18 protein-coding genes are annotated in these 20852 nt (G+C 62.0%); 9 read left to right on the top strand and 9 right to left on the bottom strand.

What is annotated here, in order from left to right; genetic code table 11:
- Positions 1-737 precede the first annotated feature (737 nt).
- The 6 genes from NZN28_RS00760 to NZN28_RS00735 all read left to right on the top strand — a co-directional run bounded on the left by NZN28_RS00760 (position 738) and on the right by NZN28_RS00735 (position 7375).
- Positions 738-1940 (top strand): maltose ABC transporter substrate-binding protein, encoded by a 1203-nt coding sequence (locus tag NZN28_RS00760; RefSeq protein WP_295394639.1) that lies wholly within the window; start codon positions 738-740, stop codon positions 1938-1940.
- Positions 1941-2286: 346 nt separating this feature from the next.
- Entirely contained in the window at positions 2287-3321 is a 1035-nt protein-coding gene (locus NZN28_RS00755) for a S1C family serine protease (protein WP_295394638.1), read from the top strand.
- A 456-nt stretch (positions 3322-3777) separates the two neighbouring features.
- A complete protein-coding gene (locus NZN28_RS00750; protein WP_295394637.1) occupies positions 3778-4899 on the top strand; it encodes an aminotransferase class III-fold pyridoxal phosphate-dependent enzyme in 1122 nt (373 codons plus the stop codon).
- Positions 4900-4932: 33 nt separating this feature from the next.
- Positions 4933-5118: a hypothetical protein gene (locus tag NZN28_RS00745; RefSeq protein WP_295394635.1), complete on the top strand. Its 186-nt coding sequence runs from the start codon at positions 4933-4935 to the stop codon at positions 5116-5118.
- 344 nt (positions 5119-5462) lie between these two features.
- Entirely contained in the window at positions 5463-6968 is a 1506-nt protein-coding gene (gene malQ / locus NZN28_RS00740; protein ID WP_295394633.1) for a 4-alpha-glucanotransferase, read from the top strand.
- An 11-nt stretch (positions 6969-6979) separates the two neighbouring features.
- Positions 6980-7375 carry a VOC family protein gene (locus NZN28_RS00735; RefSeq protein ID WP_295394631.1) on the top strand — a complete coding sequence of 132 codons (396 nt, stop codon included), beginning with the start codon at positions 6980-6982 and terminating at the stop codon, positions 7373-7375.
- 136 nt (positions 7376-7511) lie between these two features.
- Here NZN28_RS00735 and NZN28_RS00730 read toward each other — a convergent pair whose 3' ends face one another.
- From NZN28_RS00730 to NZN28_RS00715, 4 genes are all read right to left on the bottom strand, one after another.
- On the bottom strand, positions 7512-8072 hold the full coding sequence (locus tag NZN28_RS00730; protein ID WP_295394629.1) for a 5-formyltetrahydrofolate cyclo-ligase: 561 nt from the start codon (positions 8070-8072) through the stop codon (positions 7512-7514).
- Between the two features lie 169 nt (positions 8073-8241).
- On the bottom strand, positions 8242-9273 hold the full coding sequence (locus tag NZN28_RS00725) for a serine hydrolase (RefSeq protein WP_295394627.1): 1032 nt from the start codon (positions 9271-9273) through the stop codon (positions 8242-8244).
- Between the two features lie 29 nt (positions 9274-9302).
- Positions 9303-9899, bottom strand: a complete 597-nt coding sequence (locus NZN28_RS00720; RefSeq protein WP_295394624.1) for an NAD(P)H-dependent oxidoreductase — start codon at positions 9897-9899, stop codon at positions 9303-9305.
- 47 nt (positions 9900-9946) lie between these two features.
- On the bottom strand, positions 9947-11068 hold the full coding sequence (locus NZN28_RS00715; protein WP_295394622.1) for an acyl-CoA dehydrogenase family protein: 1122 nt from the start codon (positions 11066-11068) through the stop codon (positions 9947-9949).
- Positions 11069-11167: 99 nt separating this feature from the next.
- Here NZN28_RS00715 and NZN28_RS00710 point away from each other — a divergent pair, with 99 nt between their 5' ends.
- Complete coding sequence (locus NZN28_RS00710; RefSeq protein WP_295394619.1) at positions 11168-11953, top strand: YdcF family protein; 786 nt, start codon at positions 11168-11170, stop codon at positions 11951-11953.
- A gap of 22 nt (positions 11954-11975) precedes the next feature.
- Here the strand turns inward: NZN28_RS00710 and NZN28_RS00705 are convergent, their stop codons facing one another.
- Together NZN28_RS00705 and NZN28_RS00700 are read right to left on the bottom strand one after the other, a co-directional pair.
- Complete coding sequence (locus NZN28_RS00705; RefSeq protein WP_295394616.1) at positions 11976-13025, bottom strand: 2-oxoacid:ferredoxin oxidoreductase subunit beta; 1050 nt, start codon at positions 13023-13025, stop codon at positions 11976-11978.
- 9 nt (positions 13026-13034) lie between these two features.
- The gene (locus NZN28_RS00700) at positions 13035-14861 is read right to left on the bottom strand and encodes a 2-oxoacid:acceptor oxidoreductase subunit alpha (protein WP_295394614.1); all 1827 of its coding nucleotides are present in this window, start codon (positions 14859-14861) and stop codon (positions 13035-13037) included.
- 224 nt (positions 14862-15085) lie between these two features.
- Here NZN28_RS00700 and NZN28_RS00695 point away from each other — a divergent pair, with 224 nt between their 5' ends.
- Positions 15086-16348 (top strand): amidohydrolase family protein, encoded by a 1263-nt coding sequence (locus tag NZN28_RS00695; RefSeq protein ID WP_295394612.1) that lies wholly within the window; start codon positions 15086-15088, stop codon positions 16346-16348.
- Between the two features lie 347 nt (positions 16349-16695).
- Here NZN28_RS00695 and NZN28_RS00690 read toward each other — a convergent pair whose 3' ends face one another.
- The 3 genes from NZN28_RS00690 to NZN28_RS00680 form a co-directional block, all read right to left on the bottom strand.
- Positions 16696-16998 (bottom strand): transcriptional regulator, encoded by a 303-nt coding sequence (locus NZN28_RS00690; RefSeq protein ID WP_295394610.1) that lies wholly within the window; start codon positions 16996-16998, stop codon positions 16696-16698.
- Positions 16998-17966 (bottom strand): sodium-dependent bicarbonate transport family permease, encoded by a 969-nt coding sequence (locus tag NZN28_RS00685; protein WP_295394608.1) that lies wholly within the window; start codon positions 17964-17966, stop codon positions 16998-17000. The genes NZN28_RS00690 and NZN28_RS00685 overlap by 1 nt, the downstream gene beginning before the upstream one ends.
- A gap of 498 nt (positions 17967-18464) precedes the next feature.
- Positions 18465-19910 carry an NADP-dependent isocitrate dehydrogenase gene (locus NZN28_RS00680; protein WP_295394606.1) on the bottom strand — a complete coding sequence of 482 codons (1446 nt, stop codon included), beginning with the start codon at positions 19908-19910 and terminating at the stop codon, positions 18465-18467.
- A 384-nt stretch (positions 19911-20294) separates the two neighbouring features.
- Between NZN28_RS00680 and purE the strand changes: the two genes are divergently transcribed.
- Positions 20295-20801 (top strand): 5-(carboxyamino)imidazole ribonucleotide mutase, encoded by a 507-nt coding sequence (gene purE, locus NZN28_RS00675; protein WP_295394603.1) that lies wholly within the window; start codon positions 20295-20297, stop codon positions 20799-20801.
- Positions 20802-20852 lie beyond the last annotated feature (51 nt).

Here is a 20852-nt window from a genome sequence, read left to right as displayed (position 1 = left end):
AGCGAGGAATCGGATGCGCTACCGTCCCCCCGCCTTCACCACCCCTGTGCAGTATCAGATTCTCGCCACACTGCGTGCTCCTCGGAACGACAGCACAAATACCAAATCTCCCTGAAAGAGAGGCCTAAAGCCACAATTGGGCGATACGACCTTCAAGGAGCAGGCAGAACACTAAAGGCAATGGGTACCCTTGGCTGGAGCCCCAACGCCTTCTGCCGAGTGGCATCTCGTCCAGCTTGCCAGGGTCAGATAGCTCCAGGGTCAGATAGCTTTGGTTCTGGTCTTGGATTCAGGAGGCTTTATGTTACCTCGTCTGTGGATTCGGTATTATTTCGCTCACCAGGCAGGAAACCGCCCTGTGAATGCTGGCGATGTGAGATACAAGAGCCCAGGGTCTCGAGCACCACGGTATTGGTTAGTGGGCTCCATGAGGAAAACAGTGTGGTCAGCTTCAATCAAACCGGACAAATGTCCCCCATGCAAGCCTACGGGTTCTTCAGGCTCAGCTCACCGGAAAATAACGCCGGCACGGATCAACTTGAGCCAATGCTTAACCGTGTCCTGGGGTGATTCCAGACTCTTTACTTCGCATAGGATTGTAGTAAGATACCGATTGACGCAGAAGGCAGAGGGTTGCAAATTGACGTATGGAACGTCGTGGAAACGCTGCCATAACTGCCGTCGTGGCTCAAATCCCGGGTATGGCCCCGGGCATGGCTTGAAACGAGGAGGAGAACATGAAAAAAGGTCTACTGATCGCAGCCGTAGCGGCCCTGGGTATGCTGGGCTCGGCTATGGCGCAGGGCAAGCTGACGGTCTGGACGCACTACGGGGGCCCTGAACTGGCCTGGCTCAAGCAAACCGCGGCCAGCTTTAGCAAGAGCAGCGGAACCCAGGTGGAGATTGTCGAGGTGCCCTTTGGCGATATCCAGAACAAGTTCATCCTTGGAGCGCCCCAAGGCCAGGCCGCCGATCTGGTGGTGAGCATTCCCCACGACTGGGTGGGGGCCATGGCGGCGGCAGGTGTGCTCGAGCCCATGGGCAAGTACGCCACCAGCAGTTATTTGCAAGGCCTCTCGGATGTAGCGGTGGAAGCCCTCACCTTCCGCAACCAGCTCTTCGCGCTGCCCATGTTTGCCGAGTCGGTGGCCCTTATCTACAACAAGAAGCTGGTCAAGGAAGCTCCCAAGACCTGGGACGAGTTTCTAAAAATTGCCCAGGACAACACCAAGGGCAATTCCTTCGGCTTCCTCTACGACCTGGGCAACCCCTACTTCAACTACGGCTGGTTTACCGCTTTTGGCGCCTCGGTGTTCGGTCGCACGGCCCAGGGGGTGGACGCGAGCCAGACCCGGCTGGGGGGTGAGGCGGGCAACCGCGCGGTCAGCTTCATCAAAGACTTGCGCTACCGCTACCGCCTGATTCCCGAGGGTGTGGATTACGGCGTGGCCGACAGTGCTTTCAAAGAGGGAGCCCTGGCCATGATTCTCAATGGCCCCTGGGCGATTGGCGACTACAAGAAGGCCAACATTGACTTTGGCATTGCCCCCTTGCCCAACCCCCCAGGTGGTGGGCAGTGGCGTCCGTTTGTGGGGGTGCAGGGCGTGGCCATGAACGCCTACTCGCGCAACAAGACCGCCGCCGCCAACTTCGCCAAGCTGCTGGTCAGCACCCAGAACCAGATTGCCTTCAACAAGGCCGGTGGCCGTCTGCCGGTTTCCAAGCAAGCCGTTCAGCAACTGCGCAACGACCCAGTGGTGGCGGGCTTCTCGGCCACCATTGCCCTGGGTTCGCCCATGCCCAACATCCCGGAGATGGGCAAGGTCTGGGGGCCCTGGGGGAACGCCCTTTCGCAGGCGGTTCAAAAGGCCGACACCAACGTGGCCCAGATTGTGACGGCCATGGTCAATGAAATTAACCGGGGTCTTTCGGGCCGATAAACAGCACTCACGGCGATTCCCCGAGTCCCCGCTACAGCCGCCATTGCTGCGCTGAAAAGTTCATCGCGCCCTTCACAGACGTGGCCGCCCATCCAGGCGGCCACTGTTCTGTTCAGAACCAGGCTTTCTCAAACTCGAATGGCTCACAATATGTGAAGAGCGTTCTACGTCCCACCGCGAAAGGTGCGAAGGCGTGAACCCTGGCCAGAACCCCCTTCGGTTGAAGGGGGTTTGAATTGCGGGGCAGATGAGAGGAAAAAGTGTGCGTTCCGATATCGAAATTCTGGGCCAATAAGCTACTCTATTTTTCATAGCTGCGCCCTGGCGCACGAACAGGAGTCCTTCAATGCGGCGTTCCTGGTTGATTTTCGTGGTATTGGCCTACCTCGGCACACTGGCTGCGGTGATTCACGCACAGCCGGTACAGACCCCCCGCACCCTGAGCGCCGAGATGCGGAGCGCCCTCGAGCCGGTCTACACCCGCGCCCTGCCGGCAGCGCTTCGCATTGAAACGGTTCCCGAAGGCACGGGCTCCGGCTTTTTTATCAGCGCCGATGGGCTGGTCATGACCGCATACCACGTGATCGAGGACACCCGCAGTGTTCGGGTGGTCAACTCCAGGAACGAATCGTTCCCTGCCGAGCTGTTGGGCTACGATGAGTTCCGCGATATCGCCATTTTGCGGGCCCGGGTCAACGCCCCGGTGCCCTTTCTGACCCTCGAGACCGAGCAGGGCCCCCGCGCGGGTGAACCATTGCTGGCGATTGGAAACTCGAGGGGGGCCTTCATTGCGCCGCGCTACGGCCTGGTCAATACCGTTGAGCGGGACATTTTCCCCTTCTTCAACTCCATTGCCATCTCCACGACCATCCCCCTGGCGCCCGGCGACTCGGGCGGCCCGGTGCTCAACCAGGCCGGAAAGGTGGTTGCCGTGGTGGTGGCGATTGGCCAGCCCAACGGCGTTTTTGAGAGCTATTTGTCGCCCCTGCTGGGGCTGAGCGAGGTGATAAGCCAGCTCCAGGCGGGTCGCAAACGCGATGTGCCCTACATTGGTGTGCAGCTTTTCCAGATTGACGACGAAACGGCTGCCACCCTGCGCATCCCCAAAGAAGGCGTTTTGATTCGCGGATTGCTGCGCGGGGGGGCCGCCGAGCGGGCCGGTCTGCGCGGTTTTGTGGTTCGCCGCGAAAACGGCCAGGAAGTCTACGATTTTGACGTGATCCTCGAGGCCGATGGCCGGGCCTTCAACGATGTCACCGCCCTGCAAAGGTACATCCGCAGCAAAGAGGTGGGCGAGAGCGTGACCCTGACGATTCGCCGGGGCAGCCAGATTCTAAAAATCGAGCTGAAGCTGACGCCCAACCCGTTGCGCAGCAGCTAGAGCGCTCTTCGCATATTATGTGCCATTCGAGTTCGAGAAAGCCTGGTTCTGAACAGCACAGTGGCGGCCTGGAAACTTGAAAACATGCGTCTCGGCCCAGACGCAACGCAGACAAGCGTGTCTTACCTAGGTGATGCACGTCTCTTTGTCCCTTCTTGTTTTCATAGGCGGCCACGTCTGTGAAGAGCGCGATATGAAGGGTTGGCCGGACGGGGCCTTTTGCAAGATGCGCTCATGGGTCAATATTTCATGCTCCGAACAGCACAACCGAGATTTCTAGCTGCCCCAGGCTTGGCCCCGACGGTTCTTTTAGCCACTGACCGCCGGGACTTGCTTTTAAGTTTGAAAAAGATTTTTTGAAAGCTAAGAAATCCTTATGACTCTTGGACATATTGTCCATTGCATGGGGTGGGGTGCGGCCCTACCATAATCACAAAGCCAAGAAGGAGGCTCAGCGTGGAACGCACATCCAAGGAAGTTATCCAGGAGAACCGCGACTACACCTTGTTTTCGTGGTCGGTGCAGAGCACCTCGAACCCCATCCACATGGTTCGCTCGCAAGGGGTGTGGTTCTGGGACGGCGAGGGGAACAAGTGGCTGGACTTTAGCAGCCAGCTCATCAACATCAACGTGGGGCACCAGCACCCTAAGGTGCTCGAGGCCATCAAGAAGCAGGTGGACGAACTCTGCTTTGCAGGCCCCAGCTTTGCCACCGAGCCCAGAGGACAACTGGGCCGGAAACTCGCTGAGGTCACGGGGCTGGCCAAGTCGTTCTTCTGCCTGGGGGGGGCCGAGGCCAACGAAAACGCCATGAAGATAGCCCGCCTCTACACGGGCCGCGACAAAATCATCACCCGCTACCGCAGCTACCACGGGGCCACCATGGGTTCCATGACCGCCTCGGGCGACCCCCGGCGCTGGCCGGTGGAGCCGGGCATTCCCAGCATTGTGCGGGCTTTCGACCCCTACTGCTACCGCTGTCCCTTCGGAAAGACCCCGGACAGCTGCCGGCGGGAGTGCGTGAGCCACATCGAGGAAATCATCCAGATGGAAGGCCCCCACACCATTGCGGCCATCATGGTCGAGGGCATCACCGGCTCCAACGGGCTATTGGTGCCCCCGGACGACTACTACCCCAAGCTGCGGGCCTTGTGCGACAAGTACGGCATCCTGCTCATCACCGACGAGGTGATGAGCGGTTTTGGCCGCACCGGCAAGTGGCTTTCCACGCAGCACTACGGCATCATGCCGGATATCGTGACCTGCGCCAAGGGCCTGACCAGCGGCTACATGCCCCTGGGGGCGGTGATTGTCTCCAAGCCGATTGCCGACTTCTTCGAAGACCACATGCTCTGGGGGGGCCTGACCTACTCCGGCCACCCGGTCTCCTGCGCCGCTGCGGTGGCCAACCTCTCGGTTTACGAGGAGGAGCGCCTGTTTGAAAACACCGAGGAACAGGGCCGGTACCTAGGCGAGCGCCTCGAGGCCATGCGCAAGAAGTACGCCTGTGTGGGTGATGTGCGCTATATCGGGCTTTTCAGCGTGCTCGAGCTGGTCAGGGACAAGGCCACCAAATAGCCCCTGTCCACCTTCAACGGCACCTCGCCCGAGATGCAAAAGCTGGCGGGCTACCTCAAGTCCAGGCATATCTACGCCTTCAGCCGCTTCAACATGCTCTGGGTCTGCCCACCCCTGGTCATCAACCGCGAGGAGCTAAAATACGGCCTGGACGTGATTGAAGAGGGCCTAGCCCTGGTGGATGAAGCCCTGGGCGTGGTGGGGGCGGCTGCCGACTAGGGCGCTCTTCACAATATTTAAAGCCACTCGAGTTCGAGAACGCCTGGTTCTGAACAGAACAGTGGCCGCCTGGAAACTCGAACACATGCGTCTCGGCCCAGACAGAACGCAGTTAAGCGTGCCTCACCGAGGTGAGGCACGTCTCTTTGTCCCTTCTCGTTTTCGTGGGCGGCCACGTCTGTGAAGAGCGCGATATGTGTTACCTCGTCGTAGATTTGGTATAAGGGCAGGCTTGGCCAGAAGTCTGATTGCATGATGTGCTTCTTCAGGAAGAGAGGCATGGGGTGTCTTCCGCTGTAGAAGCGCTTCCATCCTGTGCCCAGGTGGGATAGACTGGTCTTACTATGCAAATTGAGCGCTCGTTTGGGATTTTGCTCCATCCCACCAGCTTTCCGGGCCGATGGGGGATTGGGGCTTTGGGCCGTGCCGCTGAGCAGTTTTTAGACTGGTTGGCTTCTGCCGGGGCTAAGTGGTGGCAGGTCTTGCCGCTGGGCCCCACCAGCTACGGCGACTCGCCCTATCAGTCTTTTTCGGCGTTCGCCGGGAACCCCTATCTGGTTGACCCGGAAATGCTCATAGAAAAGGGTTGGCTGGAAAAAACCGAAGAGCCCCCGCAGTATCCTGCCGACAGTGTGAACTACGGCTGGCTTTATGAGACCCGCTGGCCCCTGCTGCGGCGGGCTTTCACCGGGTTTTTGGCCCGGGCTACCGAGCAGGACAAAGCCATGCTGGAGGCTTTTATACAGGCCGAGCAGTCCTGGCTGGAAGACTTTGCTCTTTTTATGGCCCTCAAGACCCGTTTTGGCGGCAAACCCTGGAACGAGTGGAGCCCCGAGCTGCGCGACCGCAAACCCGCAGCCCTGGCCAAAGCCCGCGAAGAGCTGGCCTATGAGGTGGCTTTGCACGAGTGGGTGCAGTGGTTGTTTTACAGCGAATGGGACAAGACCAAGACCTATGCCGAGTCCAGAGGCATTCGGATTATTGGAGATATGCCCATTTTTGTGGCCTTCGACTCCTCCGATGTGTGGGCCAACCAGAGGTATTTCTACCTCGATGCCAGTGGCAACCCCACCGTGGTGGCGGGTGTACCGCCCGACTACTTCTCCGAAACCGGCCAGCTCTGGGGCAACCCGCTGTACCGCTGGGAAGTGATGGAGCAGGAGAACTTTGCCTGGTGGATTTCCCGTATCCGACAGGCGCTCAAGCAGTGCCACCTGGTACGCATTGACCACTTTCGGGGTTTTGAAGCCTACTGGGAAATTCCTTTTGGCATGCCCAATGCCGTGAAAGGCCGGTGGGTCAAGGCGCCGGGCGAGAAGCTCTTCCAGGCGGTGCGGGCTCTGCTGGGGGAGGCCCCGATTGTGGCCGAAGACCTGGGGGTCATTACGCCTGAAGTGGAGGCCCTGCGCGATGGTTTTGGTTTTCCCGGCATGAAAATTTTGCAGTTTGCTTTTTCCGATGAAACCAATGTGTTCCTGCCGCACAACTACCCCCCGCACGGCAACGTGATTGTGTACAGCGGAACCCACGACAACGACACCAGCTTAGGGTGGTTCCGCACTGCCCCCGAGGCCGAACGGGCCTTTATGCGCGACTACCTGGCCCGCTCTGGGGTTCGCTGTCTGTCGGAGTACGAGGTGGCCGGGGCCTTGATTGAGCTGGCCTTCAAGAGCCCGGCCCGGCTGGCAGTGGTGCCTTTGCAGGATGTGCTGGGGCTGGGCCCCGAAGCCCGGATGAACTTCCCCGGCAGGCTGGGGGGCAACTGGGCCTGGCGCTATGCCGAAAAGGCCCTCGAGCCCGGCCTGGCCGCCGGACTGAGTGCCCTGGCCAGAGCCAATCGGCGGGTTTAGCGAGGGTTTAGATGAAGATTGCGGGGGTGCTCGAGACCTGCCTGTACGCGCCCGACCTGGAAGCGGCCAAAAGCTTCTACCAGGGGTTGCTGGGCCTCGAGCTTTTCGCCGAGCAGCCGGGGCGGCATCTGTTTTTTCGTACCGGGTCAGGGGTCTTTCTGGTCTTCAACCCCGAAGCCACCCGGCAGGAAACCGCCCTGCCGCCGCACGGCGCCGCGGGCAGCGTGCATGTATGCTTTCGCGTGGCCGCCGAGGAGCTGCCCGGCTGGGCCGCACGCCTCGAGGCCCACGGCTACGCTGTCACCTGGGCCAAGTGGAAAGCGGGCCAAAGCCTGTACGTGCGCGATCCCGCCGGAAACCTGGTCGAGCTGGCGCCTGCGGCGATATGGGGGTTGGGGGAGGGCTAGCGATTCATTGTCAATGGTCTATCGTCTAGGGTCGGTTGTGGGGGCCGGCTCTGGGGCGGAGATGGGCGGCGCGGCTTTTGGATGTGCGCAAACCCGTGCCTCACGCGTGGGAAAACCACAAAAAGAACCGAGTCGTTCAAGCGCCCATCACCTGATGGGGGGTGGCCACCAGGTCTACCGTACGCTCCGGTGGGCAGGGCAGTTTGTCAAAAACCATCAGGGTATGGGCCAGGGTGGCCCAGGGGGCGGCCACCTGGAGGTCTTTGTAGGGAAAACCGTAGCCCTTGCCAATCCAGTTGCGCTCTTCGTCCACGGCCACGCAGCCCACCAAAACCAGGTCAATGGCGGTCAGGCTTAGTTCTATGGGTTTGCCCAGCTGGGCAACTTCCCGCACCCGCTTGAGCTGATGGGGCAGGAGGCCCTCCAGGCTCAGATACCGCCCGGCTTTGTCCGGGTGGGGCATGAGCACCAGTTTGCCCGACTTTAGCGCAGCCTCCCGCAAGGGCTTGAGCACCTGATCCGGGCCGGAAAGCACCACCCTGGCCTGTTGCCAGAGTTTCAGGCCCATCAAGCGCTCGGCGGCCCGGCTGGCCCCCACGAAATTGGGATGGTGTCCGTGGGGCGGGGTGGGGTAGGTGGCGGCCCGGTGCTGCGCCAGGGCGCTCCAGACCATTTCGCGTACTTCACCTTGCGTCACGAGCGCAGTGTATCGCATGACGATTCATACTGATTTGGAAGCCACAAGCTTCCACTGGCTGAAGGTCTGGCCCAAACCATCCATCGCGGTGAACCTGGCTGCTTCGGGGGTTTGCCGGATGATGGAGCGCTTCGCACATCTGGAGTGGATTGGCCGGAGAGGACCGGTATCAGGGCTGGCCGGTCAGCAAGAGGCGCAGAAATGTGGCGTCTGAAAAAGCGGTTCGACGCCCAGCAAGGCTTTCGACAATGCCCTCGGCCTGCCGGACCACCACCAGTCGGAGCTGGCGGCTGAGGTAGAGCCGCTGGTCGCCGGCTCCCGCCGCAACCGCCAGGTCGTCGGGCAGGCCCGGGGTACCCCCCAGCGCGTCAATCTCCCGCCCCACCCGCCCAATGGCGGCCCGCTGCGCCGGGCTGATGGGGCGGCCCAGCCACCAGGTCAGGCCGTAGATGGGGTTGACCCTTGAGGGTTCGAAGCACCTCTCCAAAAGCCCAGCATCCAGAAGGCGCTGTCCCTGCCAGACCCCCTGGTTTCGCAGCAGCTCTCCAAACCGGGCCCAGTTGCGCGCGGTCAGGAAAGCCCCGGAGGGCAGGTGGGGGTGGCCGTCGGGCCCCCGGCGCCAGAAGGCGTACTCGAGGCCAATCGGCTCAAAAATGCGCCGCTCCAGGTAGCGAAGGGGGTCGCCCTTCAGTTTTCGCCGCATGAACTCGCCAAAAATCTGAAAGGGAATGGGGCCGTAGGAAAACCGCGTGTCGGGGGGGGCCTCGGCAGGGGTTTGAATGGCGGCCTGATAGGTCGGGGGGCGGGCCAGGGGGCCGCCGGGAATGCCGCTGGTCAGGTGCAGGAGCTGGCTCAGGGTGATTTGCGAGCGCAGGGGGTCGTTCTGCCACTCGGTCAGGGTCTGGGCCAGCGGCTCGTCCAGCACGAGCAGCCCGTCCTGTGCTGCCGCCACCGCCATCACCCCACAAAAGCTTTTGGTGCCGCTGGCGAGTTCGTGGGCGCGGGTCGGGCTGCCTCTTCCGGGGTAGTCCTCGAACACAATCTGGCCGTCCACCATCACCAAAAGGGCAAGGCCCCGGTTTTGGGCGGAATAGGCGGCGGCTCGCTGGTGAAACAGGGGGTTGTTGGGCTGGGCTGCGTGGGCGAACCCCCTCGAGGCCACCCAGGCAGCGAGACCCTTGAGGACGGTGCGGCGGTGCATGGCTTTAGCCTAGGGGCCCCGGCTGAAGTTTAGCTGAAGCGGAGGGGGGTGAGCTTCGGCAGGTTTTGCAGGTGTTCGCGGAAGGCCTCGAGGGTGGCTTTGCGCTCGGCCTCGCTCATCTCTCCGGGCCCGTAGGCAATGAAGGGAGGCAGCACCTCCAGGCCGCAGTAGGCCAGGATGCCGTAGTGGATGGGCTCGAGCACCCGCATCAGGTCGCGCTGGGGGGCCTCGCGGTAGTAGTCTGCGCGGGCCCCCACGGTCAGACTCAGCATGGCCTTTTTGCCCTTCAAGAGGCCATTTTCAAAAGAATGCTCATCGTCGTAGGCAAAGCCAAAGGCAAACACCCGGTCTATCCAGCCTTTCATGATGGCGGGCATCCCGTACCACCAGTTGGGAAACTGAAACAGCAGCAGGTCGGCCCGGCGTACCTTGTCCATCTCGGGCTCTATCTCCTGCAAATCGCCCTGAAGCTCCTGGGCGCTCAGCACCGGGTTGAAGTGCATGGTGTAGAGGTCTGAGAGCAAAATACTGTGTCCCTCACGGCTCAGGGTTCGAACCGCCGTATCCCGCAGGGCCGCATTGAACGAATCAGGATTGGGATGCGCGTGGATAATCAGTACGTTCATCGGCTCAAAGCCTACGGCTAAAGGCCCCAGGGCTGCAACGGGCGCCTTTATCGGTACAGTTCCCGGGCAATCACCAGCTTTTGAATTTCGCTGGTGCCCTCGTAAATCTCGGTAATCTTGGCGTCGCGGTAGTAGCGTTCCACCCGATATTCGCGGTGGTAGCCATAGCCGCCCAGTATCTGCACGGCCTGGCGGGTTACACCGACAGCCACGTCGGAAGCGAAGAGTTTGGCGGTGGAGGCTTCCAGGGTGTACTTCTCCTCCCGGTCTTTCTTGGCGGCGGCCTCGAGCACCAAAGCCCGCGCCGCGGCAATCTGGGTGTGCATCTCGGCTAGTTTGAAGCCGACCCCCTGGAAGGCCCGAATCTTCTGGCCGAACTGGGTGCGCTCATCGGCGTACTGCTTGGCAATCTCGAAGGCCGCACGGGCCATGCCTACGGCCTGGGCTGCAATCCCGATGCGCCCGGAGTCGAGCCCGGCCAAAGCCTGGGCCAGCCCCCGGCCCTCCTCGCCGAGCAGGTTTTCTTCGGGCACAAAAACCCCTTCCAGGCGCAGCTCGCAGGTGTGTGCGGCGTGGAGGCCCATCTTGTCCTCGGGGCGGCCAAAGCTGAGGCCAGGCGTGTCCTTCTCCACAATAAAGCTGCTGATGCCGCCCTCGCTCCGGGCCATCACCACATAAAGCTGGGCCTGACCCCCCGAGGTCACCCAGCTTTTGAGGCCGTCGAGCAGCCAGCCTCCTGGCACCTTGCGGGCCGAGACTTTGAGCGAGGCCGGGTCGGAACCGGCGTGCGGCTCAGTGAGCGAGAAGGCCCCAATCCACTCCCCCCTGGCCAGCGGCACCAGGTACTTCTTTTTCTGGGCCTCGGTGCCAAACTTGTTCAGCATGTACTGAGGTAGGCCCGAAGTTACCGAAAGGATTACCGCCACACTGGGGTCGGCGGCTGCGATTTCCTCCATGGCCAAGGCCCAGGTGACCGAGTCGAGGCCGGCCCCGCCCCAGGCCTCCGGGGTGGTCATGCCCAGCAGGCCCAGCTCGCCCAGCTTTTTCAGTTGGGGCCAGGGGTACTGCCCCGTGCGGTCGTACTCGGGCGCCAGGGGCCACAACACCTCGCGGGAAACAGCCCGCACCATGTCCAGCACCATCTTTTGGTCGGTGGTCAGAACAGCCATAAATATATCGTATCATGCGGCTTGTGTTGAAAAAGCGTTATGAAACCAGGTGTCTGAGGCGCAAGCCAGGGAGCCGAAAGGTTTCGTAAGATTGGGAAGATGTGGACGCAAACAAAGCGATTGCTCATAGCGGCGGGGTTAAGCCTGCTGCTGTTGCCGATTGGACTCATCATCAATCCCGACATTGGGCTCGGGCCATTGCTGGGGCTTTGGCTGGGGGGTACGCTGGCGGGTTTGTTCGGCCCGACTTTTCGGATTTTGCTGCTTGGGAGTGGGCTTTGTGCCCTGTTGGTGGCCGCAGTGGTCTTTACCCCGCTGACCAAGTGGCTCACAGACTGGCTGGTCGTGCAGGAGGCTCCGCAAAAAGCCGACCTGATTGTGGTGCTGGGGGGTGGGATGCATTGCGGGGCGGGGGAACTCGAGGCCTCCTCGCTGGCCCGCTTGCAGAAGGGCCTCGAGCTCTGGCGGGCTGGCTTTGCCCCCCGCATCAGTCTCTCCGACACCGTGGGCGAAATTTTCGGCGATGCCCGCTGCCCTTCGCTGGGCCTCGAGGCCCGTGCGCGGGTGCAGGCTTTGTACGGCGCGGAAGGCCCGGAGATTGTGCTGCTGCCGAAGATGCGCACCACCCGCACCGAGGCCCTGGCGGTGGCCGAGGTGGTCAGGGCGCGGGGCTGGAAGCGAATCTTGCTGGTGACCACCCCGGCCCATAGCCGCCGCTCGGTGGGGGCTTTTCGAAAGCTGGGGCTGGACGTGGTGAGCGTGGTCTCGAGCGAACCCCGCTTCGACCTGGCCCTTGCCGCCCCTGCCGACCGATTACAGGCCCTCACCCCCCTGGCGCGGGAGTATCTGGGGTTGCTCAAGTACCGCCTGAACGGTTGGATCTAGCCGGAAAGCCTCCGAGCGCCTACTAGCGGTAAGCCTGCAAGAACGCCTCGAGGCTCTCCCTGCCGGGCCGCAGTTGCTCGGGGGGGAGCTGCGCCAGCGGGGTGTGAAGCTCCTCGACCTCGGCCAGGCTGGGCCGGTCGGGGTTGTAGTAAATCAGGCCGGTGATGAACTCGCCGGTTTCCTGGGCTCTCTGGAGGCGCTCGAGGGCCGCGAGTTTGTGGGTGGGGTCGTAGTCGCTGTCCAGGTTGCGCAGGCTGATCAAGGAGCCGTCGTGCAGCCGGACGGTGCGAAGCTCGCCCGGCTCCATGGGCGCAATCTGGATTTCCTCCGCATAGGGGATAAAGCCAAGCTCGTGCAGGGGCTTTTCGTGTTTGGTGCCGTAGCCGTAGCTTTTGGGGCTGTCGTCTTCGTTGTTGAAGGTCACGCAGGGGCTGATGATGTCCAGCAGTGCCGTACCCCGGAAGGAGAGGGCCGCCTTGAGCAGCTCGCGCACCTGTTTGGCATCGCCGGCAAAGCTGCGGGCCACAAAGCCACACCCGGCCACGATGGCCTCCATGCACAGGTCTATGGGGGGAAACTCGTTGTGCCCGGCGTATTTGAGCTCGAGGCCCTCCTCCGCGGTGGCCGAGAACTGGCCTTTGGTCAGGCCGTACACCCCGTTGTTCTCCACGATGTAGACCATCCGCACATTGCGGCGCATGAGGTGCTTGAACTGGCCCATTCCAATGCTGCCGGTGTCGCCATCGCCCGAAACCCCAATGGCTTTGAGGGTATGGTTGGCCAGCAGCGCGCCCGTGGCCACGCTGGGCATCCGGCCATGCAGGGCGTTGAAGCCGTGGGACATGCCCAAAAAGTAGGCGGGCGATTTGGACGAGCAGCCAATGCCCGAGAGCTTGATGAGTTCGTGGGGCCGGAGGTTCAGCTCGTAGCCGACCTGCACGATCTGGCTGGAGATGCTGTTGTGCCCACAGCCCTTGCAAAGGGTGCTGGGGGCGCCGTCGTAGTCTTTCTTGCTCAGGCCCACGGTGTTGAGCTTGAGCGGGGTGCGTTCGGAGGTCAACGGGTTTTCCATGGCGATTTCCTATCTGAGACGGGCCTCTTCCTGTAGCAAGCGCTTCTGCACCCACTCGGCGGTGAGGGGCAGGCCGTCGAGGTGGGCTACCGAGAAGAGCCGGGCAGCATACTCCGGCATCTCGTTTTGCAGGATGCTGTGCAGCTGGCCGTCGCGGTTGAGCTCGATGACGTACACCCGTTCGTGGGCCGCCACAAACTCCCGCACGGCCTGGCCCATGGGCAGGGCCCGCAGACGCAGGAAGCTGGTGGGGAGCTGCCTTGCCAGGCGGTCGCGGGCCTCCTCGATGGCGTAGCGGGTGGTGCCGTAGGCAATGATGCCAACCTTGGCCGAGGGGTGCAGCTCGACGGCGGGTTCGGGCACCAGGGAGCGGGCGGTGGTGAATTTGTGGGCCAGTCGGGCCATCAGGCGTTCGTAATCCTGGGCCCGTTCGCTGTACTGGGCCTGTTCGTTGTGGCCGCTGCCCCTCGTGAAGTAGGCGGCCAGGGGGTGGGGGGTGCCGGGCAGCGTGCGGTAGGGGATGCCATCGCCGTCCACATCCTTGTAACGGGCGAAGCCCCCCAGGGCCTCGAGCTGCGCCGCATCGAGCACCTTGCCCCGCTCCAGGGGCCGGTCGGGGTAGTCGAAGGGCCGTCCCATCCAGTTGTTCATGCCCAGGTCGAGGTCGGAGAGCACAAACACCGGGGTTTGCAACTGCTCGGCTAAGTCGAGCGACTTCCAGCCAAACTCGAAGCACTCCTCAATCGAGGAGGGGAACAAGACCGGGTGCTTGGTGTCGCCGTGGCCCAGGGTGTAGGCAAACGACACATCGCCCTGGCTGGTGCGGGTGGGCAGACCGGTGCTGGGGCCGACCCGCTGGATATCCCAGATCACCGCGGGAATCTCGGCGAAGTAGCCATAGCTCACGAATTCGGCCATCAGGCTGATGCCAGGGCCGCTGGTGGCGGTCAGGGCCCGGGCCCCTGCCCAACCCGCGCCCATCACGATGCCGGCAGCGGCGAGTTCGTCCTCGGCCTGAATCACGGCGTAGGTGGGGTGGCCGCCAGGGTCTTTACGTAGCTTGGGCAAAAACTCGCGCAAAGCGTCCATGAAGCTGGTGGAAGGGGTGATGGGATACCAGGCCGCCACGCTCACCCCGCCAAACACCGCCCCTAAAGCCCCGGCCTCGTTGCCGGTCATGATGATGAGCCCCTCGGTTTTGTTCATGGGCTCGAGGCGATAGGGGTCTTGCTTGCGGAGGTTCTGGGTGGCCCATTCATGAGCCCTCCGCACCACCTGCAGGTTGCTCTCGATGAGCTTCTGGCGGTAGCCAAACTGCGCCCCCAGGGCTTCTTCCACCACCTCCAGGGGCAACGCCAGCATCCAGGCCAGCACCCCCACGTAGGCCATGTTGGCAATGTAGGGCTTGCGCTTGACCGGCACTTCTACCCCGGCGATCAGCTCGTTGACCGGAACGGGGTAGTAGATCAGGTCATCGCGTTGGGGCAGGTTCTTCAGGTCGGCATTGTAAACGCAGACCCCCCCAGCCGGAAGCTCCCTTACGTCCTCGGCAGCGGTGGCCGGGTTGAAGGCCACCAGAATTTCAGAGGTTTTACGGGCGATGTAGCCCTTGTGGCTGACCCGGATGTGGTACCAGGTGGGCAGGCCCTGAATATTCGAGGGAAAAATGTTCTTGCCGTGTACCGGAATGCCCAGCTTAAAAAAAGACCGCAACAGGGTGAGGTTGGCGGTCTGACTGCCGGTACCGTTGGCGGTTGCCACAACCAGGGAGAAGTCGTTGATCACCGGTGAGCGCGTGGCATAGCCCGCCTCTTGCTGTCGTTCCAGAACGCTCATGGCACCTCCTAGTGCTTGGTCAGGCCAGCATTGGTCTGCTTCACTATCCTATCGGAATTTGGGCGGGTGCTTGAGTGACTTTAGGCCCTATTTCATGGGAAATGTGGCACAAGATGGATGGGTTCAGGATAGATTGCATCTTTTTCCTCCGATGCCTTCCCAGCGGCGCGACCAACAACGGCCAGAGGGATGGTTTCTGCACGCTCCGAGCGATAGACTGACGCATGCCTTCCATCACGCTGCTCCAAAATGCGACGGTTCTGGATGTTCGTTCGGGTCAGCTTTTGCCGGGTCGTCGGGTGGTCATCAAAGACGGCAAGATTGAGCGCCTCGAGCCCATGCAGCTTGAGGCCCCTGAGGCCCGGGCAGCCGAAGCGGTGACGCTCGACCTGAGGGGCCTGACCCTGCTACCCGGTTTGATGGACGCTCACGTACATGTGATGGCCTGGACGGCCAATCTGCGTGAGCTCTCCAACGCTTCGCCGCACTACAACGCCCTGCAAGCGGCCAGAATCATGCACGAGATGCTGCTGCGGGGCTTCACCACTGTGCGCGACGCTGCCGGGGCCGACTTTGGCCTCAAGCGGGCTGTGGAGGAAGGGCTTGTAGTGGGGCCCCGGCTCTACATCTGCGGGCGCGCCCTGAGCCAGACCGGGGGCCATGCCGACAGCCGGGCGGCGGGGGAGACCCGGGTTGAGACGGTGAGCTCGCCTGTGGCCTTCGGAACGGTGGTGGACGGGGTGCCCGAAGTGCGGCGGGCAGCCCGGGAGGAGATTCGCCGGGGGGCCGACCACCTCAAGCTGATGCTGGGGGGAGGGGTTGCCTCGCCGACCGACCGCCTGACCAACGACCAGTTTTCCAGGGAGGAAATCCTTGCGGCGGTTGAGGAGGCCGAGATGGCCGACCTTTACGTGATGGCCCACACCTATACGGCCCGCACCGTCAACCGGGCGCTAGAGTGCGGGGTGCGCAGCCTCGAGCACTGCAACCTGATTGACGAGCACAGTGTGGAGCTGTTCTTGAAGCACAAAGCCTGGATGGTACCCACCCTGGTCACCTATCAGGCGCTGGCCGAGGAGGGGGTCGCGGCGGGCTTGCCCAAAGAGGTGGAGCACAAAATTTACCTGGTTCTGGACAAGGGTCTGGCCGCGCTGGAGATGGCTTCCAGGGCCGGGGTGAACCTGGCCTATGGAACCGACCTGCTGGGGGCCATGCACCGGCGGCAGCTCGAGGAGTTCACCATTCGGGCGCAGGTGCAACCCAACCTCGAGGTCATCCGGGCCGCCACCCTGTACGCCGCCCGACTGCTCCGGGCTGAGGGTCAGTTGGGGGAAGTGGCTCCAGGAGCCTATGCCGACCTGATAGCGGTGGAGGGGAATCCCCTCGAGGACATCCGGATTCTCGCCCGCCCCGAGCGCCACCTGAAGCTGGTGATGAAAGCAGGCCAGGTGTTTCACTCCGCGGGCCTGCCCCAGCCCATTGGCTGAAACCCGGTGCTACACCAGAGGCCCCAAGCTCTGAGCGCCCTCCGCTTACCCAGTTCAAGAAAGCTTTGTGGCAGAGCCTTGGCTTTCTGGATACTCGAAACCCAGGCACCTGTGGGCCGGGCCCAGCCCCCGCTTGGGTGCGTAACCTGCGGCTCGGCCCAGGCGCAACGCAGACGAGCGTGCCTGACCTCCGTGAGGCCTGTTTGCTTGTCCCTTCAGGTTTTCGCGGGCGGCCACTTTGCACGCTATTGGGAGCGGTGAGGCAGAAAGCAGGGGTTTGGGAGTCGGGGCAGGTGTTCACGTCCCACCCACCACCTTGTGTATTCTTGAAGGTTGATTGGAGGCCATCAAGTGTATTTTTCGCCGCGAACCACCTCTACGTTCTCCACGAACGCAATCACGGCGTAGTTGGGAAAATACACCTCAGCCAGGCGGTTCAGGATTTTTTCGGCCACGGCAGGGCTCACGATGGTCTCGAGGCGGATGTTGTTTCCCTCCCACTCGCTGGCCCGCACCCCCCGGCTGCCCTCACCCCTGGCAGGGGTGATGGTATAGCCTTTGGCGCCGAGCTTCTTGACCTCCCGGACGAGCTTCTCTTCCAGAAAGCCTTCCGCAATGATGGTGACCAGTTTAAGTGAGACCAGGGCCATTAGCTACCTCCGTGCAGCCAGCGGGAAAGGGCGAAGTAGAGGGGGATGCCCAGCGTCAGGTTGAAGGGAAAGGTAACACCCAGCGAGGCAGTGAGGTAGTAGCTGGGATTGGCCTGGGGCAGGGCGATGCGCACGGCGGCAGGGGCCGCAATGTACGAGGCGCTGGCCGCCATGGTGCCCAAGACCATCGCGCCCCCCACCGACATGCCGGCCAGGCTCCCCAACCACACGCCCAAAAACCCCTGTACGAGGGGCATGCCTATGCCAAAACCAATCAGGAAAACCCCCACCTTTTGCAAATCACGCAGGCGCTTGGCCGCCACCATGCCAAGCTCGAGCAAAAACAACACCAGCACGCCGCGAAAGGGGTCTACGAACACCGGAGCAATTTGCTTGAGGCCCTCCGGGCCCGCCAGAAAGCCCATCAAAGAGCCCCCCACGAGCAGCAGAATGCTTTTGCCGGCGAAAATCTCCCGCACCGCCTCGCCCAGCGAGCCTTCGCCCAGGCTTCGGCGGGCAATCAGCAAGGCAATCACAATGGCCGGGACTTCCAAAATGGCCACCAGCGTAGGCATAAAGCCCTCCACCGGTTGCTGGGCTGCCTGCATAAAGGTGGTGGCCGCAATGAAAGTCACCGCCGAGACCGAGCCATAGTGGGCTGCTATGGCCGCCGCATTGACCACATCAAAACGCCCCAGGCGCCTTAGCACAGCGTAGGAGAGGAGGGGGGTAAGAACACTCAACAGCAGCGTAGCCAGGGCCGGTTTCCACAACTCGGCCAAGGGCGTGGTGGAAAGGGCGGCCCCGCCTTTGAGGCCGATGGCCAGCAGCAGATAGATCGAGAGGGTGGTGTAGAGGGCATCCGGGATTTTGAGGTCGGACTTGACCAGGGTGGCGGTGATGCCCAGGGCAAAAGCCAGCACGGCAGGGGAGAGCAGGTTGATGCGAAGCAGTTCCAGCGTGTCCACTGTCCAGGATTCTACTCCTTTCCTTGCGGGGTCGGTGGATACTGTGTTCCATGAAAGCCCATGCAACCACACCGCACGCTGAGCGAATCATCGCGCTCTTCCCAGACGTGGCCGCCCACGAAAAAGGGACAAGCAGACGTGCCTCACCTCGGTGAGGCACGTCTGTCTGCGTTGCGTCCGGGCCGACCCATGTTTTCGAGTTTCCAGGCCGCCACGGTTCTGTTCAGAACCAGCCTTTCTCGAACTCGAGTGGCTCCTAATATGTGAAGTGCGCTCTAAGTCAATCCTCGCCTGGACTCGCTCGGTTCCTCCCCGACCTCGCAGGGTAGGCCAGGTGGGGTTGCGGGCCTGGCCTTTCACGCCACCAGCAGATGGAGGGTCTTGTCCGATACCCTCCCCAACGCGGTCGGGTGGGGCTTGTGGGCTATCGCTCTTTGGAATCTGTGGGCGAGCAGGGGTATCTTTACGGCTGGGCAGTGAATAACGCCCTGGTTGGTTTTACTGCCCCTGGCCCAGCGAATACCCCGGCTTGCCATCGAAGTTGTAGAGGTGTTCAGTTTTGATGAAGTCCATTCCGGCTGCGGCAATTTTGCCCATCAGTTCCACAATGTCGTGGTGGGTGGGGGTATCGTTCTGGGCCATAAAGCGCCCGCGCCAGTGGTCGGTGCGGAAGGTCTCGGGGAAGCCTCCCGGCCATACCTTCACCCCCCGGTTGGTGATGAGCTGGAGCTTGAGCTTCTCGGTAGAAAGGGGTTCCAAAAGCCGGGCCAGCTCCTCCGGCTTGGTGCCGCGCCAGTTGAAGAAAACGTCAATGCCCACCAGCTCCTTGCGGGCCGGTTTGGGGTTGCGCACCATCAGCGGCACCATGGGCTCCTTGCTGGCCTCGCCAAACCGAGCCGGGCGCAGGCGTTCGGGCAGCTGGCCCAGCCGCTCAATGACGGCCTGGGCGAAAGCCTCGGTGCCCACCTTTTGCTCGCTCACCCGTTCGTCGTAGATGTCGGCGGTGTGGATGCCGTCTTCCAGGGTTTTGAGCCAGGCGTTCTTGATGCGGGCGGCGGCCTCGGGCTGCCCAATGTGCACGAGCATTAAGATTGCGCCCTGCAAAAGCCCGGAAGGGTTGGCGATGCCTTTGCCGGCAATATCCGGCGCGCTGCCGTGGACAGCCTCGAACATGGCGCAGTCGTCGCCCACGTTGGCCGAGCCGGCCAGCCCCACCGAACCCGCGACCTCTGCAGCGATGTCGGAAAGGATGTCGCCATACAAGTTGGGCGCCAGAATCACATCAAAGCGCTCGGGCATCTCGGCCAGGCGGGCCGCGCCGATGTCCACGATCATGTGTTCCTTTTGCAACTCCGGGTATTCGGCCCCAATCTCATCGAACATCCTGTGAAAGAGACCGTCGGTAATCTTCATGATGTTGTCTTTGGAGATGCAGGTAACCTTTTTGCGCCCGTTGCGCCGGGCGAACTCGAAGGCGTAGCGCACGATGCGCTCGGTGCCCGGCTTGGAGATGAGCTTGAGGGCCATGGTGACCTCGTCGGTCTGCTGGTACTCGATGCCAGCGTAGAGGTCTTCCTCGTTCTCGCGCACAATCACCAGGTCAATGGACTTGTGCTTGGTGGTCACAAAGGGCTCGTAGCTCTGCACCGGGCGCACGTTGGCGTATAGCCCCAGGGTTTTGCGCACGGTCACGTTGAGGCTTTTGTAACCCCCGCCCTGAGGGGTGGTGATGGGGGCCTTGAGGAAAACCTTGGTGCGCCGCAGGCTCTCCCAGGCGCTCTCCTCGATGCCGCTGGTGTGCCCACGGCGATAGACGCTCTCGCCAATCTCGATGATTTCGGGCTCTAGCTGTGCCCCTCCGGCCTCCAGAATTTGCAGCACCGCCCGCATGATTTCCGGGCCGATGCCATCGCCAAAAGCGACTGTGATGGGTGTCTTGCTCATTTTTTCTCCTTGCGCCGTTGGGCGCTTGCCGTCAATCTAGGTCAACCCGGTTCAAGAAAAATCGGGTTGTGTTATGGTCAATTTCTGCTAAACTCCATTTATCCTGGGAAATAACAGCATTTTTGCGGAGCGCCTGTTCCACAGACGTTCCCCCTATGGCCCCGAGAGTTGGCTGTGAGGGGTGAACCCGCTGCCCCCATCCCGGGGGGCCGCTTCGCAAGGGGCGTCCTGCAGGGTTGATGGCCGGCGAAGGGCCCTTTTCTGGAAGCAGGCGCCGAAGGGGTTTGGGGCAAAAGGATTGGCGATGGGGTGTGAAGGCTGTTACCTGGATTCGGGGCACAGGATAGACGGGGCACCAAGCCCTTTGCGCTAAACTGCTATGCAATGAACCTGCCCGATTATCCCCTGGTTGGAATCATTATGGGTTCTAAGTCGGACTGGGAGACCATGCAGCATGCTGCACAAACCTTAGAGGAACTCGAGGTTCCTTACGAAGTGCGGGTGGTTTCGGCCCACCGAACGCCGGATCTGCTGTTCAGGTATGCCGAAGAAGCTGCCGCGCGGGGCCTCGAGGTGATCATCGCCGGGGCCGGTGGGGCCGCTCACCTGCCGGGCATGACCGCTGCCAAAACCAGCCTTCCGGTGCTGGGGGTTCCGGTGGAATCCAGAAGCCTGAAGGGGCTAGATTCCCTATTGTCTATCGTGCAGATGCCGGCTGGAGTGCCCGTAGGCACCCTGGCCATCGGTCGGGCAGGTGCGGTCAATGCGGCCCTGCTGGCCGTTAGTATCCTGGGTAACAAATATCCTCAATGCAAGCGCGCCCTGGAGCAGTACCGCAAAACCCAGACCGAGTCCGTTTTGGCCGAGCCAGACCCCCGTCCAGGAGGGTGATATTGCCAGCAACAGGCAGTTTTTAGCAAAGCCTGCATAGGTGTTGTCTTA

It is taken from the genome of Meiothermus sp. (assembly GCF_025056915.1).
In the GTDB taxonomy this organism is placed as follows: domain Bacteria; phylum Deinococcota; class Deinococci; order Deinococcales; family Thermaceae; genus Meiothermus.
Note: the sequence above shows the minus strand (reverse complement) of the source record. Positions and strands in the feature narration are given on the sequence as shown.

Bases quoted from the DNA above. Each gene is read 5' to 3' on its own strand.
- NZN28_RS00760 (WP_295394639.1), top strand. From the start codon at position 738: ATGAAAAAAGGTCTACTGATCGCAGCCGTAGCGGCCCTGGGTATGCTG.
- NZN28_RS00755 (WP_295394638.1), top strand. From the start codon at position 2,287: ATGCGGCGTTCCTGGTTGATTTTCGTGGTATTGGCCTACCTCGGCACA.
- NZN28_RS00745 (WP_295394635.1), top strand. From the start codon at position 4,933: ATGCAAAAGCTGGCGGGCTACCTCAAGTCCAGGCATATCTACGCCTTC.
- malQ (WP_295394633.1), top strand. From the start codon at position 5,463: ATGCAAATTGAGCGCTCGTTTGGGATTTTGCTCCATCCCACCAGCTTT.
- NZN28_RS00735 (WP_295394631.1), top strand. From the start codon at position 6,980: ATGAAGATTGCGGGGGTGCTCGAGACCTGCCTGTACGCGCCCGACCTG.
- NZN28_RS00725 (WP_295394627.1), bottom strand. From the start codon at position 9,273: ATGCACCGCCGCACCGTCCTCAAGGGTCTCGCTGCCTGGGTGGCCTCG.
- NZN28_RS00720 (WP_295394624.1), bottom strand. From the start codon at position 9,899: ATGAACGTACTGATTATCCACGCGCATCCCAATCCTGATTCGTTCAAT.
- NZN28_RS00715 (WP_295394622.1), bottom strand. From the start codon at position 11,068: ATGGCTGTTCTGACCACCGACCAAAAGATGGTGCTGGACATGGTGCGG.
- NZN28_RS00710 (WP_295394619.1), top strand. From the start codon at position 11,168: ATGTGGACGCAAACAAAGCGATTGCTCATAGCGGCGGGGTTAAGCCTG.
- NZN28_RS00705 (WP_295394616.1), bottom strand. From the start codon at position 13,025: ATGGAAAACCCGTTGACCTCCGAACGCACCCCGCTCAAGCTCAACACC.
- NZN28_RS00700 (WP_295394614.1), bottom strand. From the start codon at position 14,861: ATGAGCGTTCTGGAACGACAGCAAGAGGCGGGCTATGCCACGCGCTCA.
- NZN28_RS00695 (WP_295394612.1), top strand. From the start codon at position 15,086: ATGCCTTCCATCACGCTGCTCCAAAATGCGACGGTTCTGGATGTTCGT.
- NZN28_RS00690 (WP_295394610.1), bottom strand. From the start codon at position 16,998: ATGGCCCTGGTCTCACTTAAACTGGTCACCATCATTGCGGAAGGCTTT.
- NZN28_RS00680 (WP_295394606.1), bottom strand. From the start codon at position 19,910: ATGAGCAAGACACCCATCACAGTCGCTTTTGGCGATGGCATCGGCCCG.
- purE (WP_295394603.1), top strand. From the start codon at position 20,295: ATGAACCTGCCCGATTATCCCCTGGTTGGAATCATTATGGGTTCTAAG.